Source organism: Klebsiella sp. CN_Kp100 (assembly GCF_040065315.1).
GTDB lineage: Bacteria > Pseudomonadota > Gammaproteobacteria > Enterobacterales > Enterobacteriaceae > Klebsiella > Klebsiella oxytoca.
Window position 1 is genome coordinate 102,258 of sequence record NZ_JBEAIJ010000059.1, and the last position, 17,415, is coordinate 119,672.

Annotated in this window: 19 protein-coding genes; 6 read left to right on the forward strand and 13 right to left on the reverse strand. The window is 55.7% G+C overall.

Going from position 1 to position 17,415, the window contains the following annotated elements:
- The first annotated feature begins 56 nt into the window (after positions 1–56).
- A complete protein-coding gene (dsbB, locus tag ABLV12_RS26325; protein ID WP_004103253.1) occupies positions 57–587 on the forward strand; it encodes a disulfide bond formation protein DsbB in 531 nt (176 codons plus the stop codon).
- A 116-nt stretch (positions 588–703) separates the two neighbouring features.
- Positions 704–1,048 carry a DUF1971 domain-containing protein gene (locus ABLV12_RS26330; protein WP_004103255.1) on the forward strand — a complete coding sequence of 115 codons (345 nt, stop codon included), beginning with the start codon at positions 704–706 and terminating at the stop codon, positions 1,046–1,048.
- 9 nt (positions 1,049–1,057) lie between these two features.
- Here the strand turns inward: ABLV12_RS26330 and ABLV12_RS26335 are convergent, their stop codons facing one another.
- The 3 genes from ABLV12_RS26335 to ABLV12_RS26345 form a co-directional block, all read right to left on the reverse strand.
- The gene (locus ABLV12_RS26335; protein ID WP_004103257.1) at positions 1,058–1,504 is read right to left on the reverse strand and encodes a YcgN family cysteine cluster protein; all 447 of its coding nucleotides are present in this window, start codon (positions 1,502–1,504) and stop codon (positions 1,058–1,060) included.
- Between the two features lie 94 nt (positions 1,505–1,598).
- On the reverse strand, positions 1,599–2,258 hold the full coding sequence (locus ABLV12_RS26340; protein ID WP_004113717.1) for a fumarylacetoacetate hydrolase family protein: 660 nt from the start codon (positions 2,256–2,258) through the stop codon (positions 1,599–1,601).
- Between the two features lie 17 nt (positions 2,259–2,275).
- Positions 2,276–2,557, reverse strand: coding sequence for a YcgL domain-containing protein (locus ABLV12_RS26345; protein WP_004103262.1), 282 nt, complete (start codon positions 2,555–2,557; stop codon positions 2,276–2,278).
- A 126-nt stretch (positions 2,558–2,683) separates the two neighbouring features.
- Between ABLV12_RS26345 and minC the strand changes: the two genes are divergently transcribed.
- Genes minC through minE form a run of 3 tightly spaced genes read left to right on the forward strand, consistent with a single transcriptional unit; the run spans position 2,684 to position 4,491 of the window.
- A complete protein-coding gene (minC, locus tag ABLV12_RS26350) occupies positions 2,684–3,382 on the forward strand; it encodes a septum site-determining protein MinC (RefSeq protein WP_004103264.1) in 699 nt (232 codons plus the stop codon).
- 23 nt (positions 3,383–3,405) lie between these two features.
- On the forward strand, positions 3,406–4,218 hold the full coding sequence (gene minD, locus ABLV12_RS26355) for a septum site-determining protein MinD (protein WP_004103267.1): 813 nt from the start codon (positions 3,406–3,408) through the stop codon (positions 4,216–4,218).
- 3 nt (positions 4,219–4,221) lie between these two features.
- Positions 4,222–4,491 (forward strand): cell division topological specificity factor MinE, encoded by a 270-nt coding sequence (gene minE, locus ABLV12_RS26360; RefSeq protein ID WP_004103270.1) that lies wholly within the window; start codon positions 4,222–4,224, stop codon positions 4,489–4,491.
- A 64-nt stretch (positions 4,492–4,555) separates the two neighbouring features.
- Here the strand turns inward: minE and rnd are convergent, their stop codons facing one another.
- The 5 genes from rnd to ABLV12_RS26385 all read right to left on the reverse strand — a co-directional run bounded on the left by rnd (position 4,556) and on the right by ABLV12_RS26385 (position 10,948).
- The gene (gene rnd / locus ABLV12_RS26365; RefSeq protein WP_162098340.1) at positions 4,556–5,671 is read right to left on the reverse strand and encodes a ribonuclease D; all 1,116 of its coding nucleotides are present in this window, start codon (positions 5,669–5,671) and stop codon (positions 4,556–4,558) included.
- Positions 5,672–5,752: 81 nt separating this feature from the next.
- A complete protein-coding gene (gene fadD, locus ABLV12_RS26370; RefSeq protein ID WP_085955773.1) occupies positions 5,753–7,438 on the reverse strand; it encodes a long-chain-fatty-acid--CoA ligase FadD in 1,686 nt (561 codons plus the stop codon).
- A 208-nt stretch (positions 7,439–7,646) separates the two neighbouring features.
- Positions 7,647–8,231, reverse strand: coding sequence for a Slp family lipoprotein (locus tag ABLV12_RS26375; protein ID WP_004103275.1), 585 nt, complete (start codon positions 8,229–8,231; stop codon positions 7,647–7,649).
- Positions 8,232–8,274: 43 nt separating this feature from the next.
- Positions 8,275–8,970: a tRNA (adenosine(37)-N6)-threonylcarbamoyltransferase complex dimerization subunit type 1 TsaB gene (tsaB, locus tag ABLV12_RS26380; protein ID WP_064351659.1), complete on the reverse strand. Its 696-nt coding sequence runs from the start codon at positions 8,968–8,970 to the stop codon at positions 8,275–8,277.
- A 67-nt stretch (positions 8,971–9,037) separates the two neighbouring features.
- Positions 9,038–10,948, reverse strand: coding sequence for an ATP-dependent DNA helicase (locus ABLV12_RS26385; protein ID WP_016808280.1), 1,911 nt, complete (start codon positions 10,946–10,948; stop codon positions 9,038–9,040).
- 132 nt (positions 10,949–11,080) lie between these two features.
- On the opposite strand from ABLV12_RS26385, the gene ABLV12_RS26390 reads away from it, so the two are divergent.
- Positions 11,081–11,425: a RidA family protein gene (locus ABLV12_RS26390; protein ID WP_160885958.1), complete on the forward strand. Its 345-nt coding sequence runs from the start codon at positions 11,081–11,083 to the stop codon at positions 11,423–11,425.
- Positions 11,426–11,592: 167 nt separating this feature from the next.
- Here the strand turns inward: ABLV12_RS26390 and ABLV12_RS26395 are convergent, their stop codons facing one another.
- From ABLV12_RS26395 to ABLV12_RS26415, 5 genes are read right to left on the reverse strand one after another with little or no spacing between them, the layout of a single operon-like run.
- The gene (locus ABLV12_RS26395; RefSeq protein ID WP_004103283.1) at positions 11,593–12,735 is read right to left on the reverse strand and encodes an alginate lyase family protein; all 1,143 of its coding nucleotides are present in this window, start codon (positions 12,733–12,735) and stop codon (positions 11,593–11,595) included.
- Between the two features lie 7 nt (positions 12,736–12,742).
- The gene (gene ugpC, locus ABLV12_RS26400; protein ID WP_348867477.1) at positions 12,743–13,837 is read right to left on the reverse strand and encodes a sn-glycerol-3-phosphate ABC transporter ATP-binding protein UgpC; all 1,095 of its coding nucleotides are present in this window, start codon (positions 13,835–13,837) and stop codon (positions 12,743–12,745) included.
- Between the two features lie 10 nt (positions 13,838–13,847).
- Positions 13,848–14,687: a carbohydrate ABC transporter permease gene (locus tag ABLV12_RS26405; RefSeq protein ID WP_004103286.1), complete on the reverse strand. Its 840-nt coding sequence runs from the start codon at positions 14,685–14,687 to the stop codon at positions 13,848–13,850.
- Between the two features lie 9 nt (positions 14,688–14,696).
- On the reverse strand, positions 14,697–15,638 hold the full coding sequence (locus ABLV12_RS26410; RefSeq protein WP_004103287.1) for a sugar ABC transporter permease: 942 nt from the start codon (positions 15,636–15,638) through the stop codon (positions 14,697–14,699).
- A gap of 11 nt (positions 15,639–15,649) precedes the next feature.
- Entirely contained in the window at positions 15,650–16,939 is a 1,290-nt protein-coding gene (locus ABLV12_RS26415) for a sugar ABC transporter substrate-binding protein (protein ID WP_049129244.1), read from the reverse strand.
- Positions 16,940–17,415: the final 476 nt, after the last annotated feature.

Sequence of the window (17,415 nt, forward strand, 5' to 3'; positions counted from 1 at the left end):
GTCGCTACGGTTTTCGTTTACACTGCCATGATTTAGCATGTTCCAGGGAAATGATTATGTTGCGATATTTAAACCAGTGCTCAAGGGGACGCGGTGCCTGGCTCCTGATGGCGCTAACCGCGTTTATTCTTGAATTGGTGGCGTTATGGTTCCAGCACGTGATGCTGCTGCAGCCGTGCGTACTGTGTATTTACGAGCGCTGCGCGCTATTTGGCGTGATGGGCGCCGGTATCGTCGGCGCCATTGCGCCAAAAACCCCTCTGCGCTACGTCGCGATTGTGATTTGGCTCTACAGCGCCCTGCGCGGGCTGCAGCTGTCATGGGAACACACCATGATTCAGCTTCACCCTTCCCCCTTCCAGACCTGCGATTTCGCCGCTCGTTTCCCAACGTGGCTGCCGCTGGATAAATGGCTGCCTCAGGTGTTTGTCGCTACCGGCGACTGCTCCGTACGCCAGTGGGAATTCCTGACGCTGGAAATGCCGCAGTGGCTGGTCGGCATCTTCGCAGCCTATCTGGTGGTCGGTGTACTGGTGCTTATCGCTCAGCCGTTTAAACCTAAAAAGCGCGATCTGTTTGGTCGCTAAGACCGATTGCTCATAAAGCGCTCCTCCGGGAGCGTTTTTTTTGCCTGCGCGTTGACGTTGCCGCCATAAAGTTGCATATTAAATACATCTTATAAATGTTAACTAAGGAGCACATGATGTCTCATTTGCGTATTCCCGCTAGCTGGAAGGTAAAACGCTCCACCCCATTCTTTACTAAACAGAACGTACCCGCCGCTTTGCTGACGCACCACAACACCGCAGCGGGTGTTTTCGGCCAGCTTTGTGTGATGGAAGGGACGGTAACCTACTATGGTTTCGCCGATGAACAGGCGACAGAGCCTGAGGCAAAAGTCGTTATCAATGCTGGCCAGTTCGCAACCAGCCCGCCGCAGTACTGGCACCGCATTGAGCTAAGCGACGACGCGCAGTTCAATATTAACTTTTGGGTTGCAGATGACGCCGACGGTGAAAGCGGACTATTCCACGCGAAGAAAGGCTAACTGCGCGCCTTACTGCGCCCAGTCCGGTTTATTCAGAATATGATCCTGCCAGTCAACCACGGTGGATTCTTTCACCGCAATATGGCGAACGGAGATGCGTTCGCCATGCATCGCCGCCTTCGAACCGGTTAACAGCGGATGCCAGTGCGGCAGCGGCTGGCCTTCCGCCAGCAGACGATAGGCGCAGGTCGGCGGCAGCCATTCAAACGTAGGCAGATTGTCGCGAGTTAGCTTGATGCAATCCGGCTCATACTCGAAGCGGCGCTCATAGTTACGACACTGGCAGGTTTTGATATTGAGCTGACGGCAGGCGACGTTGGTAAAGTAGATTTCGTCGGTATCTTCATCCATCAGCTTATGCAGGCAGCACTGACCGCAGCCATCGCATAGTGATTCCCACTCCGCATCGCTCATTTCATCCAGTGTTTTTTGTTGCCAGAAAGGTTGTTCGCTCATTTGGATGTCCGTCATTGCAGTTCAGGGTGCACCTTATAACCACTCTGGCACGCCGATGCAAGTTTTGCCGCCCGGAGAAGGCGGCAAGCGGACGTTACAGCACGCGGGTAGTCAGCGAAAAGCCGTTAAAACCGACTTCCAGCTCGTCTCCGCTGCTCAGCGGCCCTACGCCTTCCGGCGTACCGGTCAGCACCACATCCCCGGCTTTCAGGGTAAAAAAGCGCGACATATAGGCGATGAGCGGCACAATCTTATGGATCATGTCGGCGGTCGAACCCTGCTGGCGCACTTCGCCGTTCACCTTCAGACTCAGCGGAGTACTCTGCGCGTCGCCGTGAAACTCGGCGGCGGGAATAAAGCCTGAAACAGGACAGGAGTTATCAAAGCCTTTGGCCTTCTCCCACGGCTGACCGGCCTTTTTCAGTTTTCCCTGCAGATCGCGCAGGGTAAGGTCCAGCGCCACGCCATAGCCAGCAATGGCTTTCAGCACATGATCTTCCGTCGCCTGGCGCAGCGTACCGCCGATCAGTACCGCCAGCTCAACTTCATGGTGCACCGACCCCAGGCCCTCAGGCAGCACCAACGGCTGGCGGATGTCGCATAGCGCCGTCTCAGGTTTAATAAACAGCACCGGCTCTTCCGGCGTCGCACTGCCCATCTCTTTGATGTGTTTTGCATAGTTGCTGCCAACGCAAACCACTTTGCTTACCGGATAATCCAGTAGCGCACCCTGCCAGTTATGATGTTGGTACATTATATTCCCTCTGTGGGTTAATCAGATTTATTCCCCTGTTCCGCCAGGTGTTTCTTGAGTAAATTTTCAGACGGAGGAGGCAGCTGAAGGTAATAGCCCTGATCGGTGAGCGCCTGTTTCACTTTCTCCAAATCGGCGTGAATGAGTTTTTTTCGTCCATCGAGCGGTAGAATCATTGCCAGTTTGGGCGTACCGAAGCTATACATTAATTCGTCAGGAACGCGGGAGAAATCGTCCTTTTTTTCGACATATAAATAGGTTTGCTCGCGTTTAGTACTTCGATAGATCACACAAAACATAGTTTTACTCGGAATTAGACCTGTGGTCACTTGCCTCAATATATGAGTGACTATAACATGCCTTTTAGTCTTCGGAATATCACCGCACTTCAGCGAGTGATAAACAGCAAATTGAGTAAGGCCAGGATGTCAAATACGCCAATCGAACTTAAGGGCAGTAGCTTCACCTTATCTGTGGTTCATTTGCACGATGCAAATCCCGAGGTTATTCGTCAGGCGTTAGAAGACAAAATCGCCCAGGCTCCCGCCTTTTTACGGCACGCTCCCGTGGTGGTGAATATCAGCAGCATTGAAGATGACGTCGACTGGCGCCCTCTGCATGAGGCGATCGCGGCTACCGGCCTGCGTATTATGGGCGTAAGCGGATGTAAACTTCCCCGGCTGAAAACGGAAATTGACCGCGCCGGGATCCCTTTATTAACCGAAGGGAAAGAAAAAGTGACTCGCCAGGCCGCGCCTGAACCCGTTGCCCCACCTCCAGCTGTTAATCAGATCACAAAAACGCGTTTGATTGATCAGCCGGTACGTTCCGGTCAGCGTATTTATGCGCCACACTGTGATCTAATTGTTACAAACCATGTGAGTGCCGGGGCTGAACTTATCGCCGATGGTAACATCCATGTATATGGCATGATGCGGGGACGCGCGCTCGCTGGCGCAGGCGGCGACAGAGACGCCCAAATATTTTGTACCAACCTCTCGGCGGAACTGGTTTCCATCGCGGGGGAATACTGGCTGAGTGATAACATTCCGGCCGAATTTTATGGCAAAGCGGCCCGTCTACGTTTAGACGACAGCGCTTTGACGATTCAATCGTTGAATTAATCCCTTTTTAACAAGGAATTTCTATGGCACGCATTATTGTTGTGACTTCGGGTAAAGGAGGCGTTGGCAAGACCACCTCCAGCGCGGCCATCGCTACTGGTTTGGCCCAGAAGGGAAAGAAAACGGTCGTTATCGACTTCGACATCGGCCTGCGTAACCTTGACCTGATCATGGGCTGTGAACGCCGGGTCGTTTATGATTTCGTCAACGTCATCCAGGGCGATGCCACGTTGAACCAGGCGCTTATTAAAGATAAGCGTACGGAGAATCTCTATATTCTCCCGGCCTCCCAGACGCGTGACAAAGACGCCCTGACCCGCGAAGGCGTAGACAAAGTTCTCGAAGAACTGAAAAAAATGGATTTTGATTTTATCGTCTGTGACTCCCCTGCAGGCATCGAAACCGGTGCGCTGATGGCGCTGTATTTTGCTGATGAAGCCATCATCACCACCAACCCGGAAGTCTCCTCCGTTCGCGACTCCGACCGTATCCTTGGTATCCTGGCCTCCAAATCCCGTCGCGCGGAAAGGGGCGAAGATCCAATTAAAGAGCACCTGCTGCTGACGCGCTATAACCCAGGCCGCGTAAACAAGGGTGACATGCTGAGCATGGAAGACGTGCTGGAAATTCTGCGCATCAATCTGGTGGGCGTGATTCCGGAAGATCAGTCCGTGCTGCGCGCGTCAAACCAGGGCGAGCCGGTGATTCTGGATGACGCCTCGGACGCGGGTAAAGCCTATGCCGATACGGTTGAACGTCTGCTCGGAGAAGAACGCCCTTTCCGCTTCGTAGAAGAAGAGAAGAAAGGTTTCCTCAAACGCCTGTTCGGAGGATAAATTATGGCATTACTCGACTTTTTTCTCTCGCGGAAAAAGAACACGGCCAATATTGCGAAAGAGCGCCTGCAAATTATCGTCGCGGAGCGCCGTCGCGGCGACGCTGAACCGCACTATCTTCCGCAGTTGCGTAAAGACATTCTTGAGGTGATTTGCAAATACGTGCAAATCGACCCGGAGATGGTCAGCGTACAGCTGGAGCAGAGAGACGGTGATATTTCGATTCTGGAGCTGAACGTGACCCTGCCGGAAACTGAAGAGTCGAAGCCCTGAGCCTGAGGTATAAAAAAACCGGCAACGCTGTGCGCAGCCGGTTTTTTCACTATGCCGATCGGCGCTAGCGCGGGTAGTCGCTTAATAGCGCATTCAGGCGATCGGCCATCAATTCACCGCGCCAGCCGGAAACCAGTTCAGGCTGCCCGTTGCCGTTTTTTAGCCCCCAGTGCCAGTTCAGCAGCTGATTAATCTGTCTTCTTGAAGCCAGCAGCTCCGCGCTCACGCCCTTCTCGGCGCTTACGGTCTGAACTAACGCTTTGATATCCTTAAACAGCTTGCGGTAACCGGGCATGTCGATCAGATTTTGCAGCGGCTCTGGCAGCGCCTCTTCCGGCAGCGCCTGCGCCTTCTCGACGAGGGCGATCAGCGTCTTACCGTGGAAACGAATCTCGCTGCCCGAGAGTCCGAGGCTGTCAAGTTCCCCCAGGCTGGTGGGCATATAGCGCGCCACGTTCCATAAATGCTCTTCACGGATAACAAAGTTGACCGCCAGGTCGCGTTCGCGCGCTTTACGCAGCCGCCACTCCGCCAGCAGCTGCAGGCAGCCCAGCTGACGAGTACGCAGCTGCCAGGCATTGCCAATGTCGCGCCACGCCTCGGCAGGATCCTGAATCTCCTGACGACGCTGCTGCATCAGCTGGCATTCATCCAGGGCAGCGGAAAGCCAGCCCGCGCTGTCGGTTTCAGCCATCAGCTTTCCGGCAATCGGCAGCAGGTACCAGACGTCGGCGGCGGCATAAACGCACTGGCGTTCGGTCAGCGGGCGCGCCAGCCAGTCGGTACGAGATTCGCTCTTGTCCAGCGCCACGCCGGTATACTCTTCTACCATCGACGCAAAGCCCCAGGACATCGGACGACCGCAAAAAGCGGCAAGAATTTGCGTGTCGATCAGCGGCTGAGGCATCAAATGAAAGGCATTAAGAAATACTTCCAGATCTTCACTGCCAGCGTGCAAAAATTTGGTCACATCTTTATTCAGCAGCAGTTCACGCATCGGTTCCCAGTCGGTGATAACCAGAGGGTCAATCAGCGAGACCTGGTTGCCGTCGAACAGCTGGAGCAGACCGAGCTGCGGGTAGTAGGTACGAGTACGGACAAATTCCGTATCCAGCGCGATGGCAGAAACCGCGCTTGCCGCTTCACAGACGGCGCGAAGGCCATCGTTGGTGGTGATCATCTGATAGTTCAAATCATACTCTCTTAACTTGCGCCCATAAAAAACGCCGGCTTAGCCGGCGTCTGGCGATTCACTCTTAGCTCAGGCTTTATTGTCTACTTTAGCACGGGCTTCGTCACGCAGTTCTCGACGTAAAATTTTCCCGACGTTGGATTTCGGCAGCTCATCGCGAAACTCAACCAGCTTCGGAACCTTGTAGCCGGTCAGCTGGCGACGGCAGAAAGCGATCAGCATCTCTTCCGTCAGCGTCGGCTCTTTCTTCACCACGAAAATTTTCACCGCCTCACCGCTGCTTCCGGACGGTACGCCAACCGCAGCAACCTCCTGAACCCCGGAATGCTGCATTACCACATCCTCGATTTCATTCGGATAGACGTTGAAGCCCGAGACAAGGATCATATCTTTTTTGCGATCGACGATACGCAGGAAGCCCTCGTCATCCATCACCGCGATATCGCCGGTATGCAGCCAGCCGTCCTTAATGATTTCAGCGGTAGCATCAGGGCGCTGCCAGTAGCCCAGCATCACCTGCGGCCCTTTCACGCACAGCTCCCCCGGCTCTCCCGGCGCAACTTCATTATCGTCATCATCCACCAGCTTCGCTTCGGTGGACGGCACTGGCAGGCCAATACTGCCGCTGTGATAGTCGATATCGTGCGGATTGACGCTCACCAACGGCGCGCACTCCGTCAGGCCATAGCCTTCCAGAAGATACTGCCCGGTCAGCTTAACCCAGCGCTCCGCAACGACCTGCTGTACCGGCATTCCGCCGCCGGCGGAGAGATGCAGTGAAGAGAAGTCGAGCTGCTGAAACTCTTTGTTGTTAAGCAGCGCGTTAAACAGGGTATTGACTCCGGTCATGGCGGTGAAGGGATATTTCGCTAGCTCTTTGACCAGGCCTGGGATGTCGCGCGGGTTGGTGATCAGCAGGTTTTGCCCGCCCAGTTCAATGAACAACAGGCAGTTCATGGTCAGCGCAAAGATGTGATACAGCGGTAGCGCGGTAACAACCAGCTCTTTGCCGCGATGCAACAGCGGCCCGTAGGTACCGTTCACCTGCTCAAGGTTCGCCAGCATATTGCGATGGGTAAGCATTGCCCCTTTCGCCACGCCGGTTGTGCCGCCGGTATATTGAAGAAAAGCGAGATCCTGAGAGACGATTTCCGGCTTAATGTACTGCATGCGGTAGCCGTGCTGCAGCGCGCTGCGAAACGAGATGGCGTCCGGCAGATGGTATTTTGGCACCAGCCGTTTAATGTACTTCACCACAAAGTTAACCAGCGTTCCTTTCGCCGTGGAAAGCTGATCGCCCATGCGGGTTAAAATCACGTGCTTGACCTGGGTTTTATCAACCACCTTTTCCAGGGTATGCGCAAAGTTGGAAACGATCACAATGGCGGCGGCGCCGCTGTCGTTAAGCTGATGCTCCAGTTCGCGCGGGGTATAAAGCGGATTGACGTTCACGACAATCATGCCAGCGCGCAGGATACCAAACAGCGCCACCGGATACTGCAGCAGATTAGGCATCATCAGCGCGACACGGTCGCCTTTTTGCAGGCCTAACCCTTCCTGAAGATAAGCGGCGAACGCGCGGCTGCGCTCCTCCAGCTTGCGGTAGGTCATCACCTCGCCCATGTTAATAAAGGCCGGCTGGTCGGCATAGCGGCGGACGGCGTGTTCAAACAGTTCAACCAGGGATTGATAGCGGTCAGGGTTTATCTCCGCAGGAACGTCTGCGGGATAACGGTTTAGCCAAACCTTTTTCACTGCATCACCTCTGAAATAGTTATTCGTCGTCATCACAGCCCCTGATCAACAAACATTTTGTTAACATTATATTAACTCAGCGTACCAGTTTATTAATTAGGCGTTTTACAGGTTGCGAAGCGCGTCACTATTTATTTTTCTTATTTGACTGAAAACGAAGAAACAGCGGACCAGCCGCTGTTTCTTTGAACTTACAAAAACTACAAAATCATTCAGTTACAACGTTTCTGACTTCGGCAGGACCGGGATTATACCAGCCCCAGCCGCCGTATCCGTAGCCCCACGGGCGCGGGCCGAACATCCACGGGTCCATCATCGGCTGCGGCGGCATGACCACCTGCTGGACAACGTTCCAGCGCTTGTAGCCCGTAGCGTTCATCAGCATGAATTTATACGGCGTATTGCCGACTTTACCGTCGACGACGCCGACGATCGGGCCAACCACGGTGACCAGCTGCCCGCGAAAATCCACCGGGTCGATAAAACCATTTACGTCGGCAAAAATACGACCTCGCGACGGCTCGCCCAGCTCCGGACGCGCGGCGCCGTCAAGCTGAACGGTGGCAATTTCCAGGCGGGTTTTACCCTGCTGATTCTGCACGCTGACGACCTTCCCGCCAAAGCGCGCTTCCTGACCGACATACAGCTGCGGCGCGTTCATCACGCGGACTAAATCCTGCTGCGGCGTCGGGGTGGTGCCCTTAATGGCATCCGGTACCGAAGCGCACCCGCTCAGCGCAGCAACCACTGCTGCCGCGACTAACCAACGCACTACCGTTTTTTGACCCGCCATGACGCGACTCCTTCCTTCTTCTCAGACATATAGTTACTGAGATTCACTCGCGGCCAGGAAGTTTCTTCCACGCCACTTCATTGCGTAAATAAACTGGTTCAGCGTGTTCAACGGCCACGGTTTTTCCCACCGTAAACAGATGGCAAGCCAGCGGCAGCATATCCTGCGCGTCAGGAAGCTCAATTTCGCCGTCGGCGAGCGTTAAGCCGCAGCCGGTAGCCATATCCGGCCACGCCTGCCAGCCGGTGCCGACGGTAGCCCACTCCCCCTCCAGTTGCTGCAGACGCTCGCGAACCGCTTCCGGCTTCAGCACCGCTTCACTCTCTTCGCCGTGCCAGATGCCCTGTTCATCGCACTGATATTCCGCCCAGTAAACTTCGCCCATTCTGGCGTCGATGGCGGCCAGCACGCGGGTGGCGCCGGTTTTTCGCCATGCGCCCTGCGCCATGGTTGCCAGCGTGGACACGCCGATCATCGGCAGCTCGGCCCCCAGCGCCAGGCCCTGTGCAATTCCGATACCAATGCGCACGCCGGTGAAGCTGCCCGGCCCACGGCCAAAGGCCAGCGCGTCAAGCTCGGTTAATAGCGTGCCGCTTTCATTGAGGACATCCTGCACCAGAGGCAGGATACGTTGGGTATGTTCGCGGGGGCAGATTTCAAAATGAGCACTGAGGGTGCCATCATTCCACAGCGCCGCGGAGCAGGCCTCCGTGGCGGTATCGATAGCTAAAATTCGCATGGGTTGTCGCGCTCTCGCTCTAGCAGATTGACAAAATGGCGCGCAGCTTACCACATTTTGCGCCGGATTACCTCGCCGACGGCACCGCAAGAAAACGCACCGCCCGACGGATATCGCGTGTGCGCGGCGCAGGCGGAAGGCTCGCGAGGAAGACGGCGCCATAGGGGCGCATAACCAAACGGTTGTCGCAGATAACCAGGACCCCGCGATCGTCGATGTCGCGAATCAGACGCCCCACGCCCTGTTTGAGGGTGATGACGGCGTCCGGTAGCTGGACCTCATCAAAAGGATCGCCGCCGCGCAGGCGACAATCCTCCATCCGCGCTTTCAGCAGCGGATCGTCCGGCGAGGTGAACGGCAGCTTGTCGATAATCACCAGAGAAAGCGCATCGCCGCGCACGTCCACCCCTTCCCAGAAGCTGCTGGTCGCCACCAGCAGCGCATTTCCGGCGCTGACGAATTGCTGTAAAAGCTGGCCTTTGCTGGTTTCTCCCTGCAGGAGAACCGGCAGCGTCATGGTGGCGCGAAACTGTTCCGCCAGGTCGCGCATCATGGCGTGCGAAGTGCAGAGCATAAAGCAGCGCCCGTCGTTGGCTTCAATCAGCGGTTTGAGCATCGCCGCCAGATGTCGCGCGGCGCCGGGCTGGTTCGGTAACGGCAAATTGCGCGGCACGCACAGCAGCGCCTGATGGGCATAATCGAAGGGGCTGGGGAGCAGCAGCGTTTGCGCGTCGCCTATGCCCAGACGATCGGTAAAGTGGTGCAAATCGTCATTGACCGATAGCGTCGCCGAGGTGAAGATCCAGCTCCCGGACTTTTGCGCCATCACCTCTTTAAACTTATCCGCCACCGTCAGCGGGGTCAGCGCCAGGGTGAAGTTGCGGGAAGTACACTCATACCAGTAGCTAAAGCCGGGCTGATTGGTCTCTTTTAACCGCTTCAGGCGGCCTCGGTATACGGTGGCCCGCTCAAAAGCGGCATCGAGCAGCGCCGAGCGGCCCAGCGACAGCTTTGCCACGTCGTAACAGAGTTCGAGCGCATCATCAAGCAGCAGCAGCGCGCGCTGAATATTGTTATCCGCCAGCAGCTCGCGCAGGTTGCCGCGATAGCCGGGCTCCCCCAGCTGCAGACGAAAATCCTGCGTGCTCTGGGCCAGGCGGTCGGCGCACTTCTGCAGCTGCTGGGTGTCTTTTAGTTCGGTGCGATAAGCAATGGTGATATCTTTCGCCAGGTCCATCAGCTGGCGGCTGGAGAGCGACTGGCCGAAGTACTGGCTGGCAATATCCGGCAGCTGATGCGCTTCATCGAAGATCATCACTTCCGCTTCCGGAATCAGTTCGGCAAAGCCGCTCTCTTTGACCACCATATCGGCGAGGAACAGATGATGATTGACGACGACCACGTCAGCATCCATCGCCTTTTTCCGCGCTTTCACCACAAAACAGTCTTTATATAAGGGGCAGTCGCTGCCGAGGCAGTTATCGTTGGTACTGGTGACCAGCGGCCAGGCCTGGGAATCTTCGGCCACGCTAACGCAGGTGCTGATATCGCCATCGACGGTCTGGTTAGACCACGAGCGCAGCAGAATGACATCGCTGAGGGTTTGCACCGGCAGGTCGCCACCGGCGAGCGCCTGCTGTTCCAGACGCTCCAGGCACAGGTAGTTCGAACGCCCTTTCAGCAGGGCCAGTTTACCGGTGAAGTTCAGCGCTTTAGCGACAGTGGGTAAATCCCGACTGTAGAGCTGATCCTGTAACGCTTTCGAGCCGGTGGAAATAATGACTTTCTTGTTGGCGCGTAGCGCAGGCGCCAGGTAGGCGTAGGTTTTCCCGGTCCCGGTGCCCGCCTCCACCACCAGCGGACGAGTTTCTTCAATTGCACTGGCGACGGCGAAAGCCATCTGGCGCTGCGGCTCGCGCGGCTTAAATCCGGCAATCGCGCTGGCCAGCTGGCCGTCTGCTGCAAAATCGTCGATCACATTACCCCCTGGTTATTTGGACAGTGATTATGTCAGGGTGGAGGGGTTTTCGCCAGTGCAGGTAGTGACGCAGATGAAACATTATGGCAGTCTTGCCGCAGCTTAATGAACCGGAACAGAGAGGAAATAAACATGACCATTACGCGTATTGATGCCGAAGCCCGCTGGTCTGATGTGGTGATTCATAACCAGACGCTGTACTACACCGGCGTACCGTCCAACCTCGATGCCGATGCCTGCGCGCAAACCGCTGATACGCTGGCGCAGATCGATGCGGTGCTGGAGAAACAGGGCAGCAGCAAATCACGTATTCTTGATGCGACTATTTTCCTCGCCGACGGTGCAGACTTTGCGGCGATGAATCAGGCCTGGGATGCATGGGTCGTCGCCGGTCATGCGCCGGTACGCTGTACCGTACAGGCGAAACTGATGAATCCGAACTATAAAGTCGAGATTAAAATCATCGCCGCAGTGTAAGACAGCCGAGGCCCCGTAGCCCGGGCAAGCGTAGCGCCGCCCGGGAAGAAGCCGCGCCAAAGCCGCTATCCGGCGCATTCCCCGGATAGCGGCGTAAACGCCTTATCGGGCTACATATCAGCCAGGCCGACCAGGCACAGCGCCGTCGGGAGGCAAGAAGCATTGTTCTATCCGCCCGGACACCACATCAGTTGCTCCTTTAACTGTAAGGTCTCCTGGGGCACACACTTCAGCGCATCACGATAGCTGGCAGACTGCTTTGCATAACCCCGCACTGACTGCAGCAGTACGCGCAGCGCGCTATCCCACACGATCCCCTGCAGATCGCTGTACGGCCAGAGCTCCGGCTCGCGAATAAACGGCACCAGATAGTCGATGCCCTGCTTCACCCCTCGCCCGTCGCGGATGGTGTTCCAGCGATCGAACTCAACATGTTCGGCGTAGCGGTTGAGCAGCAGATGCGCCTCCAGGTTAAATAGCGAATAGTGGAACGGGATGGTGCGTTCCAGCTCCATCGTTTGTCGGCCATCCTGGTCAATCTGCGCCGCCATACGCTGGGTAATTCCCTGCTCAATGATCCGCGCCGCCAGCCCTTTATCGCCATAGAATAACGCGTTAACCGTCCGCTGGGCGTCGTACCAGGTGCCGTGGTTATTGTGCCAGACGTACTCTGAGTGGCCGATTTCGCTGTAGTACATCCAGTGGTTAAAGTCGCGGAACCACTGGTGCAGGCCGATAATATCATCGGTATCAAGCACGCTCGCCGTGTTGATCAGGCCAATGGTATCCACCACCATCCACATTAAGCGAGTATCGATAAGCCCGGTGCCGCGACCGGATACAATCCCCGGGATCGCCTGGCCGTAGTTCAGATGCGGATTCATCCGCGTGTCGGCATCCAGGAACCAGCAGCGTATTTGCGTAGCCGCGGCCTGCGCATACTGGCGCTGGCCGGTAAAGTACCATGCCAGCCCCAGGGTCAGGCACCGTTCGCACATGCGGATAATGCGCGAGGTGTCCGTATCGTTGTTTTCACATTGCGGATTGATATGCCCGTCGCGACGAATATAGGGCAGCCCGTTGGGCCGCCGCGGATTCGGCCACCAGTAGGTGCCCAGACTGTAGTAATCGTGCGCGTCGCCGCTGGCCGGGCGCAGCTTTTTATGCACCACGCTTTCCGGCGCCTCTCGACGCAGAATGTCGGCCTCCGACACCAGCTTGCTTAACGCCAGCTGCAGCGGCGAGAACGGCTGCTTTAAGCCCGCCCGGGCGTTTTCCAGGCAGGTTTCGTCAAGGGTGTACAGCTTCATCGCCACCTTAGTTTTCCTCCCGGCACGCTATGCGCTGGCCGCTTTGTCCATCGAACAGGTGCACGCCGGAGAGCTTCGGCTGCAGCCAGATCTTATCGCCCTCTTTTACAGCCAGACGCTGTTTGAACACCGAGGTAAACGCTCCGCCGCCGGTATCGCAGAAGAGCTGCATATCCGAGCCGGTGTTCTCCACCGCCGTCACCTTCGCCGCCAGCGCATCGTCGCGCGCTTCGTGGACGACGTTGACCTGCTCAGGGCGAATGGCGTACACCACCTGCTGACCGTCGGCCACCTGAAGGCCAGCGGGCAAAGCCAGCAGCGAGCCATCTTTCAGACGCAGGCTGGTGGCGCTGCCGTTCAAAACCACGACGCCCGACAGCTGATTAATCTCCGGCGAACCGATAAAACCAGCGACGAACAGATTCGCCGGCCGGTCGTACAACTCCAGCGGCGTCCCCGCCTGCTCAATGCGCCCATCGCGCAGCACCACGATCATCTGCCCCATGGTCATGGCTTCAATCTGATCGTGGGTGACGTACACCGAGGTGGTTTTCAGCCGGCGATGCAGCTCGCGAATTTCGCCGCGCACCTGGGTTCGCAGCTTGGCGTCGAGGTTGGAGAGCGGTTCGTCAAACAAAAACACCTGCGGCTTACGCACGATCGCCCGCCCCATCGCCACCCGCTGGCGCTGGCCGCCCGAGAGATCCTTCGGCAAGCGCTCCAGTAGCGGTTCGAGCCCCAGCAGCGCAGCGGCTTCATTAACCTTCTGATTAATCTCCGCTTTCGGCAGGCGCGCCATCTTCAGGGCAAAACCCATATTTTCACGCACCGTCATCTGCGGGTAGAGCGCATAGCTCTGAAACACCATCGCAATATCGCGCAGCTTCGGTTCTACCTCGTTAACGTTGCGCTCGTTAATATGCACCTCGCCGCCAGAGATCTCCTCCAGGCCGGCGATCATGCGCAGCAGGGTTGATTTCCCACAGCCGCTGGGGCCAACGAGAACGCAGAATTCACCGTCCGGGATAGTCAGCGACACGTCTTTAATGACGTGCGCATCACCATACGATTTACGCACGCTATTCAGTACAACAGATCCCATTGGTCACTCCTTATCCTTTGACTGCGCCGGACATAATCCCGCGGTTGAAATGTTTTTGCAGACCCAGATAGACGATGATGCTGGGCAGCATCGCCAGCAGCGTAATAGCGATAAAAATGTTCGGCGTGATGCTCTCATCGGTACGCAGCGTGCCGAGGATCACCGGAATAGTATTCAGGCTGTCCTGGTTAACCACAATCAGCGGCAGCAGGTACTGGTCCCAAATCATAATGAAGCCGAACGTCACTACCGTACCGAGCGCCGGTTTCACCAGCGGCAGAATCACATGGAAGAAAATCTGCCATTCGTTGGCGCCGTCTATCCGCGCCGCCTCTTCCAGCTCTTTCGGTATCGCCGACATAAATTCGGTCAGGACAAAGATGGAGAAAGCCCAGCCAACCACCGGCAAAATCATCCCGAGGTAGCTGTTGTAGAGCGAGGCATCGATCAGCGGCAGTCGCCAGTTAATAATCATGTACAGCGGAATGGCGATGACCTCTTCCGGCAGCATCATGGTGGACAAAATCACCAGGCTCACCAGCGCCACGCCGCGAAACTTTTTCCGCGCCAGGGCATACGCCGCCAGCGCGCTGACCGACACCTGTAGAACGGTGCCGAAGAACACCACCAGGATAGAGTTCAGCAGGTACTGCCAGACGCCGATATCCATCCACGCAAAGATGAAGTTTTCCAGCGAGAACTGATTCGGCCAGGCCAGCAGCTCGCCCGGCTTCACCGGCGCACCGCTGAAGGCCGTGGCCACGATGCCCCAGAACGGCCCGACGAAGACAATCAGCAGCAGCGCGTAAATGCACCAGCGCCCTGCTGTATCCCAACGTTTACTTAACATCGCGGCTCCTTAGTAACGTGCGATACGTTTTTTCAGCGTCAGATGACAGAGGGTTAATACAACCGTGAAGGTGAACAGCAGAAACGACACCGCCGAGGCGTAGCCATAGTCAAACTGCTCAAAACCCAGTTTGTAGATATGGGTCATCACCATTTCCGTGGCGTTAGACGGCCCTCCGCCGGTGGTGGCGTACACCTCGGCGAACACGCGGAAACCGCGGATAAAGGAGAGCATCAGCACCACCGAGAGCGCCGGGATCATGCCGGGCAGCGTGACGTAGCGCAGACGATTCCACCAGCTGGCGCCGTCGACGTTCGCCGCATCGTATAAATCGCGGCTGATCCCCGCCAGACCGGCAATAAAAATCACCATGTTGTAGGGCACCGCTTTCCAGATATGCAGCAGCATGATGACCCCCAGCGCCTGATCGGAGCTGGCAAGGAAGCCCTGATCGGCGACGCCAAACCAGCTGAGGATGTGGTTAACCACTCCATTGGGCGTCGGGTTGAACAAAATGCGCCACATTTCGGCGACGATTGCCGCGCTGGTGACCGCGGGTAAAAAGATGGCGGTTCGAATAAAGCGCAGATGGCGCGCCGGGCCTTCCAGCAGCATGGCGAGGAAGAAGGCCAGGATAGCCGCGGCGAACATCGTTACCACCACGTACAGCAAAGTGTTCACCACCGCCGCGTGCAACTCTGCGTCGGCAAAAGCGCGGGTGAAGTTATCGAGTCCTACCCACTCGTTCGGCTGATTAAAGTTGACCTTGTAAAAGCTCATCACCAGACCCTGAATCATCGGGATAAACTTAAACCAGCTGAAAATAATCAGCGCAGGCGCCAAAAACAGCCACGGGATCAGCGCCCGCTTACGCTTTGCGCTCAGCCATCCGGTTGAGTCAGGCGAAGCGGCCTGCTTTATCGGCGAGGACTTCGTCTCATGCAGCGTCATCACTTGTGTCCTCAGTTAGCCAGCACGTTTTGTTTTTTCAGCTCAGCGTTCACCTTGCCGTCGATAGTTTTCAGCTCAGCGGCGATATCGCTGCTGCAGTCGGCAAAAATTCGGTTAAAACCGTCGGCGGCCACCTGGCGCACCGGCGTCCAGTTAGGAATTTGCGGCACGTAGCGTCCCTGTTCATTGTAAAGTCTGGCGAAAGTTTCCCAGCGGGCGTCCTGATAAACGGCTTTGACGTCGACGTTCTTATTCACCGGCAGGCGCACCACCGGTATATGCTGGCTGCCTTTACCCATGCCGATCTCCTGGCCTTCCGGCGAGATCATGAATTCGATAAATTTACGCGCCGCCTCTTTCTGTTTACTGCTCTTCATCATAAAGACCGTGGTGCCCTCCGCGAGAGTCGCTTCGCCTTTTGGCCCCACCACCGGAACCACTTCAAAATTGTCTTTACCGGGATCTTTATCGAACAGCGCGATATGGTACGGGCCGCTAAAGAACATGCCGCTTTGCCCTGAGCGGAAGGATGGAATAACGTCGGCGGTGGTGGCGTTAATCGCCCCCGGCTGGGTGACTTTTTCGCACATCATGGTGCGCATAAAGGTTATCGCCTGAGCCACTTCCGGCGTATTGAGCGAGGCGCTGAACTTTCCGCTCTCTTCTTTAACGAAATCACCGCCCGCCTGCCAGATAAAGCTGCTCATAAACCAGCTGGCGTAGCCGCGTGTCGTGGAGGCGGGAACGATAAAGCCGTAGGTATCATTTTTGCCGTTGCCGTCGGGATCCTGGGTAGTGAAGGCTTTCGCCAGGGTCTGGATATCATCCCAGCTCTTAGGCTGCGGCAGCCCCAGTTTTTCACGCCAGTCTTTGCGTACGAACAGCGCGAAGGTTTGCGCTGAAGTCGGTACGCCGTAGTATTTGCCGTCGATATAGCGGGTACTTTTCCAGGCCGTCGGGAATAGCTGGTCGCCGCCGGCGATCGCTTGCGGGTCAATTTCTTCGGCAATACCCAGCTGGATAAACTGCCCCAGCGAAGCCGCATCGTTAAAAATCAGATCGGGTAAGGCGTTGCCCGCCGTGGCGCGCGCCAGCCGCTGTTCAAAGTCGGTAGTGGCGTTGAAATACGCGATTTTGATACCGGTTGATTCTTCAAATTTTTCCGCTTCTTGTTTGTAGATATTTTTCGAGTCGTTGCTGGCGCGGATCCAAACGTTGAGGGTGGTAGCCGCATAGCTTTGGCTAACGCCGAGCCCGAGTGCGGTGAGAAGTAATAGTGAACGTAATTTATTGGCAGACATGATGGCATATCCTTTATTGTAGGGCACAAAGGTAATTAAATTCTTAATTAATACACAGCAAGGTATTTGAATATCGCTAAGACGTTAATAAAGCAGACGTAAGAAATATTTCTCTTCATTAGATAGAAATGTATTTCCCAATACAACCACACTAAAAAGAAATCGCGTTTCAAAAATCAAAAAATAGAAGCAGATCACATCAAGAAGTGACAAAAAAGGTGACACAAATAAAATATCGAATAATATCAATAAATTATAAATTTACTGATTTTGTTAAAACATTCAAAAAATCTGGAAAAAGGCGAAATTGTGTGACGGCGGCAGCATTAAAAACGCCATTATTTATCCATGACAATAAGTTTGATGGATATCACAAAAAAAATCACTTTGTCTTTTACACTGCACGCCATCGAATATTCAAATAGTTCGCCTTTAATTAAACCGCCTGTTTTATGCGTCATTAAAATACGCGACAG

Excerpts from the sequence above, each read along its gene's own strand:
- dsbB (WP_004103253.1), top strand. The coding sequence starts at position 57 with ATGTTGCGATATTTAAACCAGTGCTCAAGGGGACGCGGTGCCTGGCTC.
- ABLV12_RS26330 (WP_004103255.1), top strand. The coding sequence starts at position 704 with ATGTCTCATTTGCGTATTCCCGCTAGCTGGAAGGTAAAACGCTCCACC.
- ABLV12_RS26335 (WP_004103257.1), bottom strand. The coding sequence starts at position 1,504 with ATGAGCGAACAACCTTTCTGGCAACAAAAAACACTGGATGAAATGAGC.
- ABLV12_RS26340 (WP_004113717.1), bottom strand. The coding sequence starts at position 2,258 with ATGTACCAACATCATAACTGGCAGGGTGCGCTACTGGATTATCCGGTA.
- ABLV12_RS26345 (WP_004103262.1), bottom strand. The coding sequence starts at position 2,557 with ATGTTTTGTGTGATCTATCGAAGTACTAAACGCGAGCAAACCTATTTA.
- minC (WP_004103264.1), top strand. The coding sequence starts at position 2,684 with ATGTCAAATACGCCAATCGAACTTAAGGGCAGTAGCTTCACCTTATCT.
- minD (WP_004103267.1), top strand. The coding sequence starts at position 3,406 with ATGGCACGCATTATTGTTGTGACTTCGGGTAAAGGAGGCGTTGGCAAG.
- minE (WP_004103270.1), top strand. The coding sequence starts at position 4,222 with ATGGCATTACTCGACTTTTTTCTCTCGCGGAAAAAGAACACGGCCAAT.
- rnd (WP_162098340.1), bottom strand. The coding sequence starts at position 5,671 with ATGATCACCACCAACGATGGCCTTCGCGCCGTCTGTGAAGCGGCAAGC.
- ABLV12_RS26375 (WP_004103275.1), bottom strand. The coding sequence starts at position 8,231 with ATGGCGGGTCAAAAAACGGTAGTGCGTTGGTTAGTCGCGGCAGCAGTG.
- tsaB (WP_064351659.1), bottom strand. The coding sequence starts at position 8,970 with ATGCGAATTTTAGCTATCGATACCGCCACGGAGGCCTGCTCCGCGGCG.
- ABLV12_RS26390 (WP_160885958.1), top strand. The coding sequence starts at position 11,081 with ATGACCATTACGCGTATTGATGCCGAAGCCCGCTGGTCTGATGTGGTG.
- ABLV12_RS26395 (WP_004103283.1), bottom strand. The coding sequence starts at position 12,735 with ATGAAGCTGTACACCCTTGACGAAACCTGCCTGGAAAACGCCCGGGCG.
- ugpC (WP_348867477.1), bottom strand. The coding sequence starts at position 13,837 with ATGGGATCTGTTGTACTGAATAGCGTGCGTAAATCGTATGGTGATGCG.
- ABLV12_RS26405 (WP_004103286.1), bottom strand. The coding sequence starts at position 14,687 with ATGTTAAGTAAACGTTGGGATACAGCAGGGCGCTGGTGCATTTACGCG.
- ABLV12_RS26410 (WP_004103287.1), bottom strand. The coding sequence starts at position 15,638 with ATGACGCTGCATGAGACGAAGTCCTCGCCGATAAAGCAGGCCGCTTCG.
- ABLV12_RS26415 (WP_049129244.1), bottom strand. The coding sequence starts at position 16,939 with ATGTCTGCCAATAAATTACGTTCACTATTACTTCTCACCGCACTCGGG.